Source organism: Vulcanisaeta distributa JCM 11217, from assembly GCF_001316005.1.
Classification (GTDB): Archaea; Thermoproteota; Thermoprotei; order Thermoproteales; family Thermocladiaceae; genus Vulcanisaeta; species Vulcanisaeta distributa_B.
Genome location: NZ_BBBJ01000009.1, coordinates 1 through 17,092, shown reverse-complemented (window position 1 = coordinate 17,092; position 17,092 = coordinate 1). Strand labels below are relative to the sequence as shown.

Annotated in this window: 20 protein-coding genes, 1 tRNA gene and 4 pseudogenes; 9 read left to right on the top strand and 16 right to left on the bottom strand. The window is 46.3% G+C overall.

What is annotated here, in order from left to right; all coding sequences use genetic code 11:
* Position 1: 1 nt before the first annotated feature.
* The 6 genes and pseudogenes from rhmD to JCM11217_RS09850 form a co-directional block, all read right to left on the bottom strand.
* A complete protein-coding gene (gene rhmD / locus JCM11217_RS09870) occupies positions 2–1,192 on the bottom strand; it encodes an L-rhamnonate dehydratase (RefSeq protein ID WP_054842821.1) in 1,191 nt (396 codons plus the stop codon).
* Positions 1,193–1,194: 2 nt separating this feature from the next.
* The gene (locus tag JCM11217_RS16045) at positions 1,195–1,668 is read right to left on the bottom strand and encodes a zinc-binding dehydrogenase (protein ID WP_243679178.1); all 474 of its coding nucleotides are present in this window, start codon (positions 1,666–1,668) and stop codon (positions 1,195–1,197) included.
* Between the two features lie 20 nt (positions 1,669–1,688).
* Positions 1,689–2,210, bottom strand: a complete 522-nt coding sequence (locus JCM11217_RS16040) for an alcohol dehydrogenase catalytic domain-containing protein (RefSeq protein WP_243679116.1) — start codon at positions 2,208–2,210, stop codon at positions 1,689–1,691.
* A 125-nt stretch (positions 2,211–2,335) separates the two neighbouring features.
* Positions 2,336–3,104: pseudogene (locus JCM11217_RS09860) on the bottom strand (recombinase RecA).
* A gap of 75 nt (positions 3,105–3,179) precedes the next feature.
* A pseudogene (locus tag JCM11217_RS09855) lies at positions 3,180–4,134 on the bottom strand (2-oxoacid:ferredoxin oxidoreductase subunit beta).
* Positions 4,113–6,032 carry a 2-oxoacid:ferredoxin oxidoreductase subunit alpha gene (locus JCM11217_RS09850; protein ID WP_243679115.1) on the bottom strand — a complete coding sequence of 640 codons (1,920 nt, stop codon included), beginning with the start codon at positions 6,030–6,032 and terminating at the stop codon, positions 4,113–4,115. The pseudogene JCM11217_RS09855 and the gene JCM11217_RS09850 overlap by 22 nt, the downstream one beginning before the upstream one ends.
* 279 nt (positions 6,033–6,311) lie before the next feature.
* On the opposite strand from JCM11217_RS09850, the gene JCM11217_RS16035 reads away from it, so the two are divergent.
* Positions 6,312–6,491 carry a hypothetical protein gene (locus JCM11217_RS16035; RefSeq protein ID WP_243679114.1) on the top strand — a complete coding sequence of 60 codons (180 nt, stop codon included), beginning with the start codon at positions 6,312–6,314 and terminating at the stop codon, positions 6,489–6,491.
* 149 nt (positions 6,492–6,640) lie between these two features.
* On the opposite strand, the gene JCM11217_RS09840 is transcribed toward JCM11217_RS16035, so the two are convergent.
* A complete protein-coding gene (locus JCM11217_RS09840; protein WP_243679113.1) occupies positions 6,641–7,021 on the bottom strand; it encodes a PaREP1 family protein in 381 nt (126 codons plus the stop codon).
* Between the two features lie 270 nt (positions 7,022–7,291).
* On the bottom strand, positions 7,292–7,801 hold the full coding sequence (tsaA, locus tag JCM11217_RS09835; RefSeq protein WP_054842820.1) for a tRNA (N6-threonylcarbamoyladenosine(37)-N6)-methyltransferase TrmO: 510 nt from the start codon (positions 7,799–7,801) through the stop codon (positions 7,292–7,294).
* Positions 7,802–7,938: 137 nt separating this feature from the next.
* Here tsaA and JCM11217_RS09830 point away from each other — a divergent pair, with 137 nt between their 5' ends.
* Complete coding sequence (locus JCM11217_RS09830; RefSeq protein ID WP_054842819.1) at positions 7,939–8,211, top strand: PaREP1 family protein; 273 nt, start codon at positions 7,939–7,941, stop codon at positions 8,209–8,211.
* Positions 8,212–8,413: 202 nt separating this feature from the next.
* Here the strand turns inward: JCM11217_RS09830 and JCM11217_RS09825 are convergent, their stop codons facing one another.
* On the bottom strand, positions 8,414–8,722 hold the full coding sequence (locus JCM11217_RS09825; protein WP_054842818.1) for a DUF2250 domain-containing protein: 309 nt from the start codon (positions 8,720–8,722) through the stop codon (positions 8,414–8,416).
* Between the two features lie 115 nt (positions 8,723–8,837).
* Here JCM11217_RS09825 and JCM11217_RS09820 point away from each other — a divergent pair.
* The 4 genes and pseudogenes from JCM11217_RS09820 (at position 8,838) to JCM11217_RS09805 (ending at position 10,645) form a co-directional block, all read left to right on the top strand.
* Positions 8,838–9,322, top strand: a pseudogene (locus JCM11217_RS09820) (PaREP1 family protein).
* Between the two features lie 75 nt (positions 9,323–9,397).
* Positions 9,398–9,892 (top strand): PaREP1 family protein, encoded by a 495-nt coding sequence (locus JCM11217_RS09815; protein WP_243679112.1) that lies wholly within the window; start codon positions 9,398–9,400, stop codon positions 9,890–9,892.
* Between the two features lie 142 nt (positions 9,893–10,034).
* Entirely contained in the window at positions 10,035–10,277 is a 243-nt protein-coding gene (locus JCM11217_RS09810; protein WP_054842817.1) for a type II toxin-antitoxin system CcdA family antitoxin, read from the top strand.
* The gene (locus tag JCM11217_RS09805) at positions 10,274–10,645 is read left to right on the top strand and encodes a type II toxin-antitoxin system VapC family toxin (RefSeq protein WP_054842816.1); all 372 of its coding nucleotides are present in this window, start codon (positions 10,274–10,276) and stop codon (positions 10,643–10,645) included. The genes JCM11217_RS09810 and JCM11217_RS09805 overlap by 4 nt, the downstream gene beginning before the upstream one ends.
* 35 nt (positions 10,646–10,680) lie before the next feature.
* Here the strand turns inward: JCM11217_RS09805 and JCM11217_RS09800 are convergent, their stop codons facing one another.
* From JCM11217_RS09800 to JCM11217_RS16015, 7 genes are all read right to left on the bottom strand, one after another.
* Complete coding sequence (locus JCM11217_RS09800) at positions 10,681–11,343, bottom strand: EamA family transporter (RefSeq protein ID WP_243679111.1); 663 nt, start codon at positions 11,341–11,343, stop codon at positions 10,681–10,683.
* Positions 11,328–11,522 (bottom strand): hypothetical protein, encoded by a 195-nt coding sequence (locus tag JCM11217_RS16030; protein WP_243679110.1) that lies wholly within the window; start codon positions 11,520–11,522, stop codon positions 11,328–11,330. Before JCM11217_RS16030 ends, JCM11217_RS09800 begins: the two co-directional genes overlap by 16 nt.
* 48 nt (positions 11,523–11,570) lie before the next feature.
* On the bottom strand, positions 11,571–11,804 hold the full coding sequence (locus JCM11217_RS16025; protein ID WP_243679109.1) for a hypothetical protein: 234 nt from the start codon (positions 11,802–11,804) through the stop codon (positions 11,571–11,573).
* A 5-nt stretch (positions 11,805–11,809) separates the two neighbouring features.
* Entirely contained in the window at positions 11,810–13,024 is a 1,215-nt protein-coding gene (locus tag JCM11217_RS09795) for a nitrite/sulfite reductase (protein ID WP_243679108.1), read from the bottom strand.
* Between the two features lie 250 nt (positions 13,025–13,274).
* Complete coding sequence (locus JCM11217_RS09790; RefSeq protein WP_054842815.1) at positions 13,275–14,438, bottom strand: radical SAM protein; 1,164 nt, start codon at positions 14,436–14,438, stop codon at positions 13,275–13,277.
* A gap of 158 nt (positions 14,439–14,596) precedes the next feature.
* Positions 14,597–14,950, bottom strand: coding sequence for a hypothetical protein (locus tag JCM11217_RS16020; RefSeq protein WP_243679107.1), 354 nt, complete (start codon positions 14,948–14,950; stop codon positions 14,597–14,599).
* Positions 14,951–15,039: 89 nt separating this feature from the next.
* Complete coding sequence (locus tag JCM11217_RS16015; RefSeq protein ID WP_243679106.1) at positions 15,040–15,561, bottom strand: hypothetical protein; 522 nt, start codon at positions 15,559–15,561, stop codon at positions 15,040–15,042.
* A gap of 355 nt (positions 15,562–15,916) precedes the next feature.
* On the opposite strand from JCM11217_RS16015, the gene JCM11217_RS16010 reads away from it, so the two are divergent.
* From JCM11217_RS16010 to JCM11217_RS09775, 3 genes and pseudogenes are all read left to right on the top strand, one after another.
* A complete protein-coding gene (locus JCM11217_RS16010) occupies positions 15,917–16,060 on the top strand; it encodes a hypothetical protein (RefSeq protein WP_243679105.1) in 144 nt (47 codons plus the stop codon).
* Positions 16,042–16,808: pseudogene (locus tag JCM11217_RS09780) on the top strand (NAD(P)-dependent oxidoreductase). The gene JCM11217_RS16010 and the pseudogene JCM11217_RS09780 overlap by 19 nt, the downstream one beginning before the upstream one ends.
* A 45-nt stretch (positions 16,809–16,853) precedes the next feature.
* A tRNA-Ser gene (locus tag JCM11217_RS09775) sits at positions 16,854–16,964 on the top strand.
* The last annotated feature ends 128 nt before the right edge of the window (positions 16,965–17,092 follow it).

Here is a 17,092-nt window from a genome sequence, read left to right as displayed (position 1 = left end):
ATCACTTAACCCTCACTAATTCAATCCTTCTATTAAGCTCAACCCCCCCAAAGCCAGGTCTTCTACTAAGTTTAATTCTTCCATTCTCTGGAACCGGTTCGTTAAGCAATAGCGGACTAAATTGAGGAATTATCTCTGTGGCGTCTGGAGATACGACGAGGTATTCAGCAAATGGGCTATTAACCCTGGTTATTATAAAGTGATAACCATATACACTTGAACCGTGTGGTATTACGTATGCACCATACGCTTCAGCAAGCGCTGATATCTTTATCATCGGTGTTATACCACCAACCCAGGTTATGTCCGGTTGAATGACATTAACCCTACCAACCTCAAGAAGCATTCTAAAGCCGTGAAGTGTTGATTCATGCTCACCACTGGCTAATAATGTTGGTGGTAATATCTGAGCAAGAGCACCATATGACCAATAATCATCTGGTATGAATGGCTCCTCAATCCAATAAAGACCATATGGCTTTAGTTCATTTACGAGTCTCATTGCGTATGGTAAATCAAGACTCATCCAACAATCATACATAAGTAAGAAATCATCGCCAAGTTGCTCTCTCCACTCCTTGAATATCTTCACGTTTTCCTTCAATCCCTCTATACCATCAGCAGGTCCATGCTTAAGTGGTAACTTACCACCTATGAAACCCTTCTTCTTTGCAATATCGGGTCGAGGACCTGTGGCATAAAACACTATTTCATCTCTAACAGGGCCACCAAGTAGATCATAAACAGGTAATCCCCTAACCTTACCTGCCAAATCCCATAGCGCGAGATCAACTGCGGATATGGCATTCATAACGAGCCCTCTTCTCCCATAGAATATCGTTGCCTTAAACATCTGATCCCAAGTCTTTTCTATTTCACCAACATACTTACCAACAACAAACCTCTTCAGGTGATTCTCTACTATCCAAGCCGCTGGATAGCCGCCAGTACTCACGCCAAAACCTACCTCACCTCTTGAGTCCTCAACTTCAACAACGAGTGAACCAAGTACATTTAAACCCCCCCATGATGCTCTACTAGCTCTATACTCTGGATATATTGATATTGGCGTTGCTATGTAACCAAGTATCCAGTGGTTAGTTGATTGATCATGGTAATCAGCACCACCGCCTTTAACGACATAAGCTCTAACATCCTTAATTCTAAAAGTTTCAACCTCACCATTACCCATACTTACTCACCTGGTGTAAGCATTATCTTGACGTATTTCGTGTATGTTCCTGTTAACTCCTCAAAGGACTCTTGGCCACGTTCAAGAGGCCTAATATCAATCCAACCCTCGCGTGGATCAAGAAGTCCCTGCTCTAATAAATTAACTGCCCTCCTGAAGTCCTCATCTGTGTATGAGAAGGAACCCTTTATTTCAATTTCATTCCTAACTATTACATTACCTGGTATCTTAACTTCATTATCATGTAAACCAACGAAGATAATCCTACCACCCCCCCTACGTACTGCATTTATTGCTAATCGTCTTGTAATTTCGGAACCAACAGCATCAATGACTACATCAACACCCTCAGGGTATAACTCCCTAATTTCCTTTAATGCCTCATCACCACTCTTCTCAACAAGCCTTGTGGCTCCAAACCTACGAGCCCACTCAAGCCTGTTTTTATTAATTTCAACAACCGTTAAGTCCCTAATACCGCCAGCTGATAGAAGCTTTATTGCGAATGCACCAACAGGCCCAGCCCCAAGAACCAGGACTGAATCACCAAGAGCAGCGCCCGATAATCTGACAGCCTTAATGATGTTGCTAATGGCTCAGCTAATGCACCCCTAATGGGATCAGTTACTGGGTATAAATTGTCATATGGCGCTAATACGTATTCAGCATATGCGCCTGGATAATCAATGCCTATTATCTTCCTCTCAACACATAGATTCTTAAGACCCATCTTACAATACCTACAATGACCACAGCCAACAATTGGATTCACGGCAAATAACTTACCAACCACATCCTTAGGAACGCCAGGGCCCACGTCCTCAACAACGCCCGTAAATTCATGTCCCATTATTAATGGTGGTTTACGCAATTCGTTCAATCCTAAGAAACCGGACACGTCAGAACCGCATATACCAGTATACCTTACCTTAAGCAGAACCCAACCAGGACCTGGCTTAGGTTTTTCAACATCCTTAATCTCCATTCTTTTAATTGCAGTCCAAACCAATGCCTTCATTGTAGTTAAAAATACGTGTTAGGTAAATAAGTATATATACGCACATGTTGCATAATCGAATTATTAGTGTCTTCTATAAGAATTCATATTCATGCACTTTTATCATTCATAAAAGGTGAATTAAATCAAATCATTAATGCGTAGAATGGTATGTGGACATCCTTAAGTGGTCCTTTAACGACCACGCCAACCTTTGGTTGTATCTCGACCTCAAGTATTGTTGGTTGTACTGCTTGCCACCTCATCTTCCTAATGAATAGGTACCTCTTGAAGTCGCCCTCGGTTGTTTGGGCTAGCCCCATTACGAATACGCCGGCTGCCAGGAACTCCTCAACTCCATATCTCGAGATTACCCTGGCCCCCCGTCGGTATTTCCGTGGTTATTATCGTCGTCACACCAACCTCCCTCTCAATACCCATGACCAATGCCCTAATGTACTCCCTAAGAACCTGCACATCCTTCTCCAGCGTGACTAGAGGCGCTATTGGGTCAATGACCAGTCTCTGGGCCTCCAGGGACTTGGCGTAATCGGCTATTGTGTATACCAGGGATCTGGCTATGGTTATTGGGTCCTTCTCCCTAATCTTCTCGATAATGTCCATCTCGGGTATAAGTACCTCCAGGTAACCCTGCTCCCTAAGCGCCTCAAGGTCCCAACCAAACCTCCTAACGCCATTCATTAGTTGGTCATAGGTCTCATCAACGGATACATAGATGCCGGGCTCACCGTACTTATAAATACCATTTATCAGGAAGGACAGCGATAGCAAGGTCTTACCCGTGCCAGTCTCACCACTAATTAGGTATGTCCTACCCCCCCTAATCAACCCGCCACCCAGTGCCTCATCAAGCCCTGGAATCCCTGTCGGTACTAAATCGTAATATAATGACATTGCGTCAATAACACAGTTGGTTAAATATAAAGATTGCGGACACCATTTTAAAGAATCGGAAGCCGAAACGACTCCTCACTTAAGCTCGATCACGTATTTCTTGAATATTTCCTTGAACTTCTCCGTGGTTATCACGGGCTTACCATCAACCTCAATGGGCTCCCTAGCCGGCGGCACCTTTAGGTAATTCGGCAACCTCTGTGCATACCTCTCCTCGAACGTAGGCACGTTCGGGTTAATTAGGAATATACCAATTGGTATCCTACCATCACCCTCATACGACTTAGCCAATGCCTGCGCAGCCTTCTGCGGTAGCTCCTCGGGGGGCTCTTAACCACTGGGTCCCAACCCTCCTCCTGCAAATCATAAACCCTCTTGTTATAATAGTCATATGTGTGTATGTTGTCGTAAGTTACGCAGGGCTGTAGGACATCAATGAACGCGGCGCCCTTATGGAGTATTGCCTTCTTTATCAACTCCTTAAGGTGCTGAACCCTCGCAGCGTAGCCCCCTGGCTATGAATGTGTAGCCAGCAGCAATGGCGAGGCCTATTGGGTTAACCGCATCCTGTATGTTAGGCTTGGGAAGTGCCTTGGGCTGCAGGTTCCTAGCCAATGTCGGGCTTGCCTGTCCCTTCGTTAAGCCGTAGACCGTGTTATCATGCATTATAACGACCAGGTCCACATTACGCCTACCCAGAGCCACGAAATGCGCAGCCCCAATGCCCAGTAGATCTCCATCACCTACATTAACCACCACCGTTAAGTCCGGATTAGCGAGCTTAATGCCTTCAGCATATGGTAACGCCCTACCATGCAGCGTATGTACGCCAGTCACGTTTATGAAGTGCGGGGGTCTTCCCTGAGCAGCCTATTCCAGAGACGACCACCGTCTTCTCAGGCTCGAGCTGCAGATCAGCGAAGGCTTGGTACATGGCTGAGAGTATTCCGTAGTTACCACACCCTGGGCACCAGTCAACCCATACATTGGTCTTGTAGTCGTTTATTGTTAGCTTGATCTTACGCTCCATAGCTCACCACCTCCCTCGTACTGCCCCCTCAGTACATTTTTAACGGCGCTCACGAGCTCGTGAACGTACATAGGCCTCCCTGTATACTTGACTATTGACTTGTTAATCATGACGCCGGTATTCATAGCCACAAGCTTCGCCGCCTGGGCCATGTAATTATGCTCCACGGCAATTAGGTTACTAACCCCCCCAACCTCGTTGGCGAACTTCGTAAGTGAGTTTCTTGGGAATGGTATAAACATCCTAATGTGGTAATAACCCGCCTTTACCCCCCCTTCCTCATTAAGCTCCTCAATGGCCTTCATGGCTGTGCCCTTAACAAACCCCCCCCAACCAACCAATAATATGTCAGGTCTCTCAGGGCCGAAGTATGAATACCTCCTCTCCTCGGGTATCTCCCTATCTATTATGTCGAGCTTACTCATTCTCTTATTCATCATTCTAACCCTATTGACTGGGTCCTCGTTAATGTGCCCATACTCATCATGCTCATCGCCCGTGTACCACATCACGTATTCACCTAGGTATGCCCTCGGCGATATGGGGCTTGACAAGTCAAACCTCTTGTACTCCTTGAGGCCCTTCGGTGCCAGTACACCCCCCCTGGTTATTCTCACGTTGTCTAGGTTCGGCATTGGTATTGTGGCTATGGTGTTGGCCAGGAACTTATCGACGAGGTGTATGACCGGTACCTGGTACGTCTCAGCGTAATTAAACGCATCAATTGCGTCGTAGAATGCCTCCTCATGATCGCCGCTTGCGAGCACGATCCTCGGGTACTCACCGTGGGAGGCGAATACTGAGGACAGTAGGTCGCTTTGGCCTCCCCCCCTGGTCGGTTGCCCGGTGCTTGGTCCACCTCTCTGGTAGTACGTGACCACAACAGGGACCTCATTGTGGCCCGCCCACCCAAGGCCCTCAACCATTAAGTCAAAGCCTGGGCCGCTCGTTGCCACTGAGCTCCTGACGCCGGTTAAGGCGGCGCCTATTGCTGCGTTAATCGCGGCTAACTCATCCTCTGTTTGGAAGACGATTACTGAACCCTCACCGCCGAGTGTCTCGTATTCCTCAAGCGTGAAGCTCTCGTCGGCGGCCGGCGTTATTGGGTAGTATGCCTGGAACCTAACCCCCCCCGCCACCACCTTAGCCATTGCTATTGCATCATTGCCACTAGCCACGAGGATGCTCTTAACGCCTATTTTCGGAGGGTCGAGCTTAAGCTCTGAACCGAATTGGCTCTTGACTAGGTCAATGACTATCTCCGCCATAGCCCTATTATGCCTATAGACGTCCTCCCTCGTAAACCTCCTCCTAAGGCTATAGTCAAGGCTTTCCTGGCTAATATCGGTTATCGCGGCCACGGCACCAACGAGTATCGTGCTTATGTACCTAGATGCTTGGGATGGAACAATGCCTTCACGCTTTTGAATCTCCATGAGCAATTCCTTAAAGCTCAGGGCAACCACACGCACCTTCCTACTGCCCTGTAGGTACTTAACCACGGACTTAACCGTACCATCTAGGCCAAGCTCCTTAAACTGCTCACCCAGCCTATCCCTCAACTCCCTCTCCATGCTGGGTATACTGGCGTAATTAACTGAGTCATCATCACTATTATAGATTAGGTAACCCCCATCCCTAAGATCATTGAAGTGCGTGAACACCGTCTCGGCATCCATGGCAGCCACAATATCGACTGGGTAAGTAAGGTGCTTGGGTAATTCCGTGGCTGATACCGTGGCATGAACATAGCTATGCCTACCCTTAATATTCGAGAAATACTCCCTATCAGAAATAATGCCATAGCCAGACCTCGCAAAGGCCCATGAAAGTATCTCAGACGTAGTCTCCAAACCACCACCCTGAGGACCACCAATTATATACCTCAACTCATTCATACTACATCACCCACCACGTACATCATACCTATCAGGGAAACCATCAATACCCAATATAAAAAGTGTCCTTCAGTTACCAGTTAGAATACAGTTGTTAATTATTAATTATTTTAAATTGACATAGATAATTTAAGAATTATTAGCATAAAAATCCATCATATAATGAACAATATTCTCTTAAATCGGGTAATGATTCGAAATAATTTATGAAATTATTAATAAATTATTGAAAAACTTCTTAATAAAAACTTAAACACATCCTTAATCTATATAAGGTTAATGAACGAGGGTGAGGAGGAATTCATACCCCCCCATGCCATCCATATGTGGTTTGGTTATTATAAAGACCGCATAGTCCTGAAGGAGGAGGGCGCTAAGCACAGTCATTTCTCGAAGGATGCCGAGAATCGACTAAGAGGTATTATCAACGTATGGTTGGGTATACTGCATAGACTGTAAGCACCCAATCTTTGACCTTGAGGAGGCTCTCGAACACTTAAGGAGGGGGGGTCACGTATTGACTAACAGGTTCATGCCCGACGAAGTCGCGCCTGAGGAGGTGCCAATGGTCAGTTAAGGAGGCTTACGCAATCCATCGAAGTTTAAAATTACACCTGAAAAGACCTGCATGTACTATCTAATTCCTGCTTTAGTGATTCATCGCCAAGAACCCTAGCCACATTACTCAATAAGTTACATATGTCTTTCGCTGCGGCGTCCCTTGATGGGTATATACTCATGACACCCTCAGGATCAGCGCCATTGTATTGATACTGATGAAGCGCCAGCGCTATCAAGGATTCCCTCTCAAGACCAAGTAGTTTACCCACTTCACGAATCATGGATGTGGGCATGTGGGCTATTACCCTATCAATATTCTTAACACTACCGCGAAGCTCCTCCCTCCTCTCACCAGCCAATGCCGCAAGCAACGATTTAAATGCTTGAAACGCCTTGCCAGCGGCGTTCCTGGTATAACCCTCAACCAACAACCTCAATGCCAATCTAGCCTCGACTGATGCCTCAGCCCTCCTGGCTTCGATATACGCCCGTAAATCCTTCCAAGGCTTACTAAGTTATTCAGGCAACAGGAACCTCCGTCTAAGGTAATGCCATTCCTCAATAAAAGCCTTATCATTAATCCTAGTCATTAAATGATCCGCGCTTTCAATAAGGGTCAGCATTACTAACCTTGGCGTTAACCCACACATGGCCCATTGATAAAGTGATGTGCACGAGATTAATTAACCCTTAAGGCATTAGGGGGGGCACGGGCCCAACCACGGAACCTTCTCGCCATACCCCTTCTCAACGTAGCTCCTTACCCACTCATCCTCAAACTCCCTGGGAACCCTCGGCTTCTTAACAACATCGTAATAATCATAAGGCTTAATATCGATTATGGGAGTCCCAGTCCATGCATCAAGACCTCGTAACCACAGCCTAGGAGGTTCAAGCCTCACGAGCTCGAGCACCGACAAACCAATTGGATTTGGCCTGATCGGGTACCTCGTGGCGAAGACGCCGACCTCCTTATCCGTACCCTTTAACCTAACCCTGAGCCTCGCCTCCCTCTGCTCATGGAATACGTAAATTAGGATTATGTGCGAGTACTCCTCAAGACCGCGTAGACCATCGACATACTCATCATAAATGCGAACAACGCCTATAAAGTCATACCTGGTTTCATACCTATCTTTCTCGGGTTCACCCGGCCTTGGAAAACCTCTCTCCACATAACCAATGGGTTTGAATACATACTCAACCATTGACTAAGTAAGGCGCGGGCTCAGATAAATCTTACGAAGCCAGTTCATGAATAAAGGCATATATTCATTAACTTAAAACAACTATTTGCTGCCTAGATGGAACCCATAGTACACCCTGGAAGGACATAAGTAAGTACGTGGAAGTCAGGGCGAAGGAGGCACTCTATGAATTCGAGTTAGCCGAGAAGTTCTTGGAGAATGGTCTCTACAGGAATGCCGCTGGCGAGGCCTTCCAGGGATGGAAAGCCACCTTAGTGGTTTTGGCAGCTAATTCCCGTAATGAGTTGGCGAGTGAGTTTAAGGGTTTCGCCAGGCTTAGGGAGAGGATTAGGGTTGAGACCGTGGATTTCATAATAGCTATCATGCCCACGACACGCATGAAGAAGGTGGCCATGATACTGGGGGCGTAAGTACGGCAATGACGTGGTACTACTGACTGAGTTAGCCCTGGACGTTCATGAGTTCCAATACAACGGTTTGGATAGGGAGAGCGCATTAAGTCGTTACCTGGATCTCGACATGGTTAAACAGGGCATTACCACGATAATTGAGGGAGACAGAAGATCCTATCCTCATTCACTGAACACTCAACGTCCTGATGAATCACTAGGATTAGCCCTTCCCCGCACTATTACTCCTCTTAATACTCCTAATGAGCAGTTCTCCGCGTCTCGAAAGCCTGTAATAAACGTGGTGTTTACGAACCTCATTACTAAGCTTGAAACGTGCAACACTCCTCTTAAGCGTCTTACCACCCCCCCTGACCCTCTCGATCAAGCCCATCGCCTCAAGCTTATCGAGTATCTGCAGAACCTCCTCAAGTGGGATGCCCGTGTTTATGGCTATTGACTTACCGTAATCCACATTGGCCCTCTTCAGGTGCATGAGCACGGCAAGGTCCTTATTCGTGAGTCCATCCATAGGGTATGAACTAATATCATAGGGCGCATTTAATTAAATTGACTCTGTCAAAATTTGGGGGGGTAACTAAGTGAAACGGTTAGTATTTAAAGCAAGGAATGCATTTAACATATATGTGGAGATACCTAAGGAGGTAATTGAGACTGCAGAGAGACTTGGTATTGATGTCACTGACGTGATTTTAAACCAACTATACTTAAAGGACCCAACGGAGAGTATCAGGCTTAGGCTTGAGTTGGCCAGGAAATACCTCAATGAGGCCAGGGAGTACATGAATAAAGGTGATGCTGTTCAAGCCAGTGAGAAGGCGTATAAGGCCGCCGAGGAAATTGTTAAGGCATTGGCCGAAAAGTACAACACGCCCGAAAACCAACAGGCAATTAGGAGGGCAGGTGGTATACGCACCTACTGCTTAAGGCTTGTTCGAGGTTATCCAAGACCCTTGGTGACTGGGTATTGGATGGTTGGAATGCAGGTTACTCATTGCATGTGTGGGGGGGTTTTCATGAGACTAAATTAGCAATTGAGGATGTGGAACCATTAATCGAGAGAATTCATAGAATGATTGAAGAAGCTATCAAGGTGCTAGGTCAAGACTAATTACTGGTTTAAGGCTCGAACCCTTAACTATTTTTAATGGAATAATATACACAATCCTTAATGCGCGTTTAGTTTTTGAATTCAAGCCACAAAACTATACGCGCCACTAATCTGAACGAGATTTCCAGGGCCAGGGCTAAGGGGGGGATTGCCGTTAAGACGGAATTAGCTGAGGAATTCCTGAAGAGAGACCTTTACAGGAATGCCGCGGGTAAGGCATTTCAGGCTTGGAAGGCGTACTTATCATACTTAGCGTTGGGTAGTAGGGACTTATTAATTAATGTATTTAAGGGTAGGAAGAGGTTGAGGAATGGTAAGGTGGTGGATTACGTCGACTTAGTCATAGCCGTAATGCCCACGACACTCATGAAGGCCGTTGCCCAAACATTAGCTACACGGCATGGGGGGGAGGATATAGCCTATTACACCGAGTTGGCGATAGATCTGCATGAATATCAATATAATGGGCCTGACCCATTGGGCGTGTTGAGCAGGTACGTTAATGATGAAATGGCACGGGTGGATATTGAGAAGTTGATTAAGTACCTCAGGGAAAGGGTCAAGGCATAATAATTAGGACTGTGCACCTCCCGTAATACTCATGCCGTCATATGTCAATTTCCTCTCCTCACTTAATAATAACTGGTAGTTAGGGAAGTGTATTACCAATAATGGAGTAATGTTTATAGGTAGGAATTTATAATGTAGTAACGTGGGTAATTGGGTTACAGTATCAACTAAGGTCAGGAGAGAGGTTCTTGAGAAGGCTAGGAGGTATGGTATTAATGTTTCTGAGGTTTTACGTAAAGCTCTCGAGGAGGAAGTAATGCGTAGGGAAAATGAGGAACTAATTGAATTGCTTAAGGAGGCTTCCAAGGAGCTTAGGAAAATTAGCGAGATTTATGGCAATGATTTCGTCATAAGAAGTATACGCGCAGACCGTGATTCAAGATGAGCCTCGTATTTGACGCAAGCGCCATTATCAGGCTGGTAGAGCTTAAACCAGATAAGGCAGTTAATGCCTTAAGGAATCAATACACCATCGACTTAGCATATTATGAGATTGGTAATTACCTATGGAGAATTAGCAAGTTAACCACTGTAAATGTGGAACTGCTGCTTAAAGTATTTAATAATGTCATTGGATTTATGAATGTCGTACCAATAAGCCTAAACAGCGATGTCATCGACCTAGCCAGAAGGATGAACATAACCTATTATGACGCGTCCTATGTTTATCTAACGATGAAACTCAATGCAAAGCTGGTAACCGAGGATAGAGAGTTAATAGCTAAGTTCCCCCAATATAGCGATAAGCGTTAGAGAATTACAAATATAGTCGTTAATCATGGCAATCATTAAAGAACCACTAAAACAATCGCCATTACTATCACTAATGCACCAAGGAACTTAACAACACTAAATTTCTCCCTACCCATGGCACTCGACATGAGCTGGGCTATTAATGGCATCGTGCCCGTCAATATCACGGTAAGCCCAAGGCCTATTAAATCCATTGAGAAGGCGAATAGGGCAACGCCAAGGCCCAGGTCAAGTACGGCAATAATGGGCAGGTAGCTACGTACCGTCCCTCTAATGGCCCCTGCAATGTTGTTTCCCATGAAATAATTAATCACAAGCAGTACAATACCTGCCGCTGCAACCCTCGTAAAGGCTATGGAGATTGGGTTAAGCCCCCCCGTTATGTCGGCAACCTTAATCATTGACTGACCAGCAGCCCATGCAAGGGCCGCTCCAAGACCAAGGAATAAGCCCTTAATCTCCCTCCTTGAGCCACCACTACGAGATAGCAGGTAAACGCCGGGTATCAGTAGTATGCTCGCTAGTAATTTCGTTATGGTTAACTGCTCACCTAGGAATACCGCAAACACCACGGTCAGTGGGATGTAGGTGTACGACACAGGGGGGGCTGCGATTGAGACCCCTGAGTAATTGATTGAGAATAGGTATAGCGAGTCGCCAATCACTAGGGATAATAAACCGCTCAGGGAGCCCCCCACACGGCTCCATAATTAAGCCCTAACACAATTGCTGGGATTAGGAGTATTACCGAGGCGTAGAACATCCTGAGGAAGTTTACAACCAGCGGATGCATTCTCCTCATGAAGTCCCCATACATTATTGACGCCCAGGCCCAGATAATGGCCGTTGACAATGCGGGTAAGTCCTCAATAATCATAAGCTGAAAATAAAAGTAAACCGCGCTTTAAAGCATATTCCCCATAGGTTAGTCTGGCCCGAATACGATATTGATATCCTTATCCGGCGGTTTAAAGGAGGGCACGCGCCTAGCTAACTCACTCCTAATGGCATCAACGCCAACCTTAGTCACGAAGTTCCTAACCCCCCCGTGAATGCCCGAACTCCTATACATGTCAAGTAGAACCTGCGCCGCGAGCTCTGCATTCCCTGGATCAACCGTACCAATGGCAAAGCCCAACGCCGTTGGTGAACCACCCATCGTTATTAATATCCTATCTTAGAACCGAATGGTTCAAGCCCAATATCCGAAACCCACGACATACCACAATCATGCGTGCACCCACTAATGCCAACCCTAATCGGCTCATTGAAATTGCTTAAGTGCACGTGTATTTTACGACCGAGCCCCGTGGTATCTATTAGGCCCGGCGGACATAGTTCATTCCCTAGGCATGCAACGGTTATTGGACCCTCGGGATACATGGACCCTGGATCCCTAACCTCATAATTACTCAATTCCTCAATCCTACTAACCCCCTCATGAACAGGTATGTAAACGCTTTGGTTGTTAAACAGTAATACATAGCCAAACCCATACCTCTCAGCCACATCAGCCAGTTTAACCAATTCATCGGCAGTAACCCAGCCAGTTGGGTATGGGACCTTCACAATCCTCGATTTAACGAACCTAGGCGCTAAATCAGGGGGCTTGGGTAGCTTGGGCTTGACCTCCCTGGCAATCGCCATTACCTCCTCCTTAACCTTATCAAGGCCGCGTAACTTAACCACCCACTTGAACCCCCCCCTCCTCTCACCAGATCTCCTAAAGACCTCAGCAACACCCACGCAGATTGGTAGCAGATCCTCCGCATCAACATCAACAAACGCCAATTTAGCGCTGAAGGCATGCTCGCCCACGCCGCCACCTAGGTAAATGTCAAATTTACCGTTGGGCTTAGCCACAATGCCTATGTCCTGAGCCACGGGCACTGCGCAAGCCCTCTCACAGGCTGATATTGATATCTTAATCCTATGCGGAAGTGATGGTTGCTCATACTCACTCCTATACCTAAAGTAATCGCCTATGAATGTTGATAGCGCCTCAGCATTGACGTGGGCGTATGGGCAGAATTGGGATGCGCATGGTATTGGGTTCCTAACGGAATTACCGCAGGAGTCCCTTGGGTCGAGACCAACCTCCTTGAGCTTAGCCACAACCTCGTCAAAAAGCCTAAAATCAACCTTGAAGATCTCTATATCACCCCCCCTTGTACCGAGCATCGCCCTACCATCACCATAAACCCTACTGACCTCAGCAATAACCCTTAGTTGATTTGAAAACCACTTGCTTGGGTCGCGACCAACACCCTGCCTAATCCTTATTGATACCCAGGGATTATCGCCACGGTTCTTATAAATACCCTCATGTCTCCTCGGATACACAATCCTATAAACGTCTGAGTACTTGAACGAAGACACCGTAAAGCAACATCACGTATTATTTAAGCCTTTATCACGCGGATAGAAACGGTACTTAAATGAGGAGTGGTTTCGAGATTGATAAACATGCCTAAACACCCTTTTCACGTAATAACCCCCCCTCAATAACACTTAATAACTGGGTGATGATGGCTCTGGCTGATTCATCATCCCGATGCTGAGTGAACGTTCCCTGCTTATCCAGCCTATTGTATTGATATCGATTAAACAGTACTGCCAGGTTACCTAATTAATCAGAATCGCCACATACGCCACCTACGCAGTGATGCTTCGTGAAACCCCCCCTAATAACGACCTCACGCCTAAGCAACTCCCTGAGCAGCGCCTCGACTCTACGTGCATCACCCTTATCAAGTCTAATAACGATTTTGTTATCCCTCAACTGCTCAACACGCCCGGAGTAACCCAGGTACTTGATGAACTCATTAACATCACCAACATCAACATTGGGTAACCTACTTAAGTCGCCGCATGGCCCCCATTTACAGGCATAGCACCCCAACCCGGCAGCCTCGATATTCGCTCCGCACGCAGACTCATAGACCCTAAAACTCATTTCCCTAGCCAACGAGGCAATCTTGTCCTTCAAATCCCTGGCCCTAATGGGAACCTGCTCCCTACCTAACCTGCTGCTCGGTAACCTCAGGCTTAGGTCAATACCGATTGATTTGAGCCTCTCATAGATGCTTGCGGTAACCCTAAGTGTACCAAGTACTACGGACTTAACGCCCATTTCCTTAGCCATTAATAGTATTTCACGGGCATCCCTATCGGTTATGTTGGGTATTATTGGTCTTATGAATAGGGATGTGTTTATCCCTGCCTTGATGAGTTTACCTGCAAACCTCAGCCTATCCATTGGGTCTGGGGGGGCTAGGGGGGGTTCTATCCTCCTGCAATCCCTAAGGCACACCACAGTCTCGAGAAAGCTAATGCGAGGCGCATACTCCCTAATCCTAACTATGTAATCATCACCAAGCACAGACTTGGAACTAACCTGCAACGGATTACCCAATGGACCAAGAACCTCTATGTACTCAAGGGCCTTATCCCTGGTCTCGGGTAGGAATGGCTCGGTTACGGACCCCCCCATGGCAAGCATCGTACCACCAGGCCCGAGCACCACGTATGGGTTCAATGTCAATGCATAGAGTAACTCCTTACCACTTAGTGGGTATGGTCGTGCTTTGTGCGGAAATCCCATGTCATAGATGTAGCAGTAGGTGCATGAGTATGTGCATCCAATCCCAGTGTGTATTGTCATACCACATGGCCTTGGATACCTCCTTGCATGTGGGTCCCTTCTCGCCCTCTCTATTGACTCAGCACTCAACTCATTCTCCAACTTATTCCTTAACTCTTCCTTAAACTCCAGGTACTTGATTAGGTCCATTTATGGCGACTGTATTTAATCACAGCCCGTATTAAACCCTTACAGGTGCTCGGCAGCGAGTCTGTACACGGGGTCGGAAATCCTATAATAATCATCAGCCTTCTCGATAATGCCCAGGCCCACCAGGTTGCTTAATAATTCGGAAACCGTCGCGGCATTTATTTCCCTGCCTCATAGTCCTCAAGTCTACGCTTAATTAACCTCCAGGGCATTGGTTCCCTGGCCAACACCCTTAAAATCACTGCATACCTAACGCTCCTGAGTGAGGATATCAGGTTTCGTAATTCATTAAGCGCCAGTTGCACAGCATCTTTCATTATTTCATTAAAGTCCACGGAACCCCTCATTGAGTACGCATAACCAAAGTATGTCAACCAACCAATAATCCCATCAAAAGTCTCCACAGCCCTCTCAAGGACATCCCTAGGACAATTAATGCCTAATTGATTGAAACCACGCTCAAGAAAGTCGAGGGATTCGTCAGGGCTTAACCTCCTAGTCCTAACCTCCATGTACGCCCTACCGAAGAGTGGTGCCTTTGGATCATGAAGCCCTAGGAAGTCGTAAAGGAGACCAACCTGCGAACCTGATAGTGCAAGCCTTATGTTCGGTAGATTATCAAAGATATAGCAAACAGCCTATCAAACCTAAGCCAATTAACCCTCCTCAACTCCTGAGCCTCATCAATCGCTATTATCATGGGCTCTCCAATCTCATTAAGCCTAGTAAGTAGGTCGGCAATGCTAACCCGCGGCTTACCCCTGAACCTAACCGATATTTCAGGCGGATTAATAGAAACCTTTAAACCCTCGACGCCTCTAAACGCATTAATTACTCTATCCCTAATCGAGGACCTCCTACGCAGAAGCTCATTAAGCGCTTGAACGAATAAGTCAATCACGTCACGGTAACCCGCGTACATGCTTAACCTAACATCTACGTATACATAATCAATGCCAGCCTCATTAAGTGCAACCTTTAATAATGACGTCTTACCAGTCCTCCTAAGGCCAGTAACCAACGTCAACCTCGAACCCCTTAGAAACCTCACAAGCATTCCCAACTCATGATCAAAATCATAGAGATCCTCCCTCCTGCTCTTAGGCTCGATACTAAATAACATTTAGATAACCCCCCCAAATTATTTGTAGTACCCCCCCTAATAAATATTCCAGTCGAGAAAATGCATCATAATCTTCATACAACAGAATTAATGTATTAATTAATGTATTACTGATGAAAAGGAATGTTTAGGAACCCTACATAATAATGATAGATGAGTAAATTGAAAAATAGAAATATGATGTGGCCGCTCCGGAGGAGTGACAGTTCATCGGGCCGTGGGCTTCACGGCTCTCGAGTCCTCCCTCAAACCACTTAGTAATTTTATGGTTTAATTAACCTTACTCATTAATAATCGTGAGACTGTGCCATGGTTTTCCTGAAATTCCTTATAAAGAATCGACTTAACCTATTCAATGATGATTGTATTAATCACCGGCGTTAGTTCATCGCAGGATACAAAACAGCCATTAGTCTGGCTAATAGGTATGAGGTTGTCGGTACTTATAACGAGCATCCCATTAACATACCTGGCATTACCATTGTTAAAGCTGACATAACGAGGGATTCAACTAGGTTAATTAATGATTATAGGCCTGACGTGGTTATTCACATGGCCGCGATAGGCAATGTTGATCAGTGTGAGGAACAGTTAGAGCTTTGTTATAGGGTTAATGTGGTGGCAAGTAGGGAATTGCTCACGGCGGCCTATAAGGTTGGCGCCGCCATTTATTACCTATCCACGGACTACGTATTCGATGGTGAGAGGGGGGCATGTACTCGGAGGATGATGTGCCGAGGCCCGTTAATTACTATGGATTGACGAAGCTCCTCGCGGAGGAAATCACGAGAGCCTTAGGCGGTTCCATAGTCAGGGTTGCCTGGATCTACGGCACTGGGCCCGGAAGGCCGAACTTCGGCAAAACCGTGGTTGAGAAGTTAATGAGGAGTGAGGTGGTCACTGCAATAACTGATCAGTGGTCATCACCCACATTGAATACGATAATTGGCGAGGCCTTTACAAAGCTACTTGATGTTAAATTCAATGGAGTGATACACGTGGTTGGGCCAAGATTAAGCAGGTACGAATTCGCAAGAGCCATAGCTAAGTACTTTGGGTTTAGTGAGGAATTGATAAAGCCAATAAGGCTCATCGACGTAAATTACAGAGCTAGAAGGCCCAAAGATAGTAGCCTAAACAACAGGAAAGCAATTGAGTTGCTAGGAATACCACTTAACGACATAAACTACGCATTATCAATATTCAAGAGAGAACTAGAGACTGAAAAAGCCATAGTGAAGCCGTAATCCATGAAGAAAAGTTTTAAATCGCAGTTAATGGCTTATTGACACGCCGGGGTGGCCGAGCCAGGTCCAAGGCGCGGGCCTGGAGATTCCGCAGGGAACCTTAAAGTCCGTCCCCGCAAGGGGGGGGCCCGGGTTCAAATCCCGGCCCCGGCACCACCATGGTGTTGGTTTTTTGTGGTTTTATTGTGCCCGTGGGCTTTGGGTGGGGGGGCAGTTTAGTTTTGTCATTGCCTTGGTTATTACCTTCATTCTACTCGCCTTACCCTCGCTCACTGCCTCCTCGA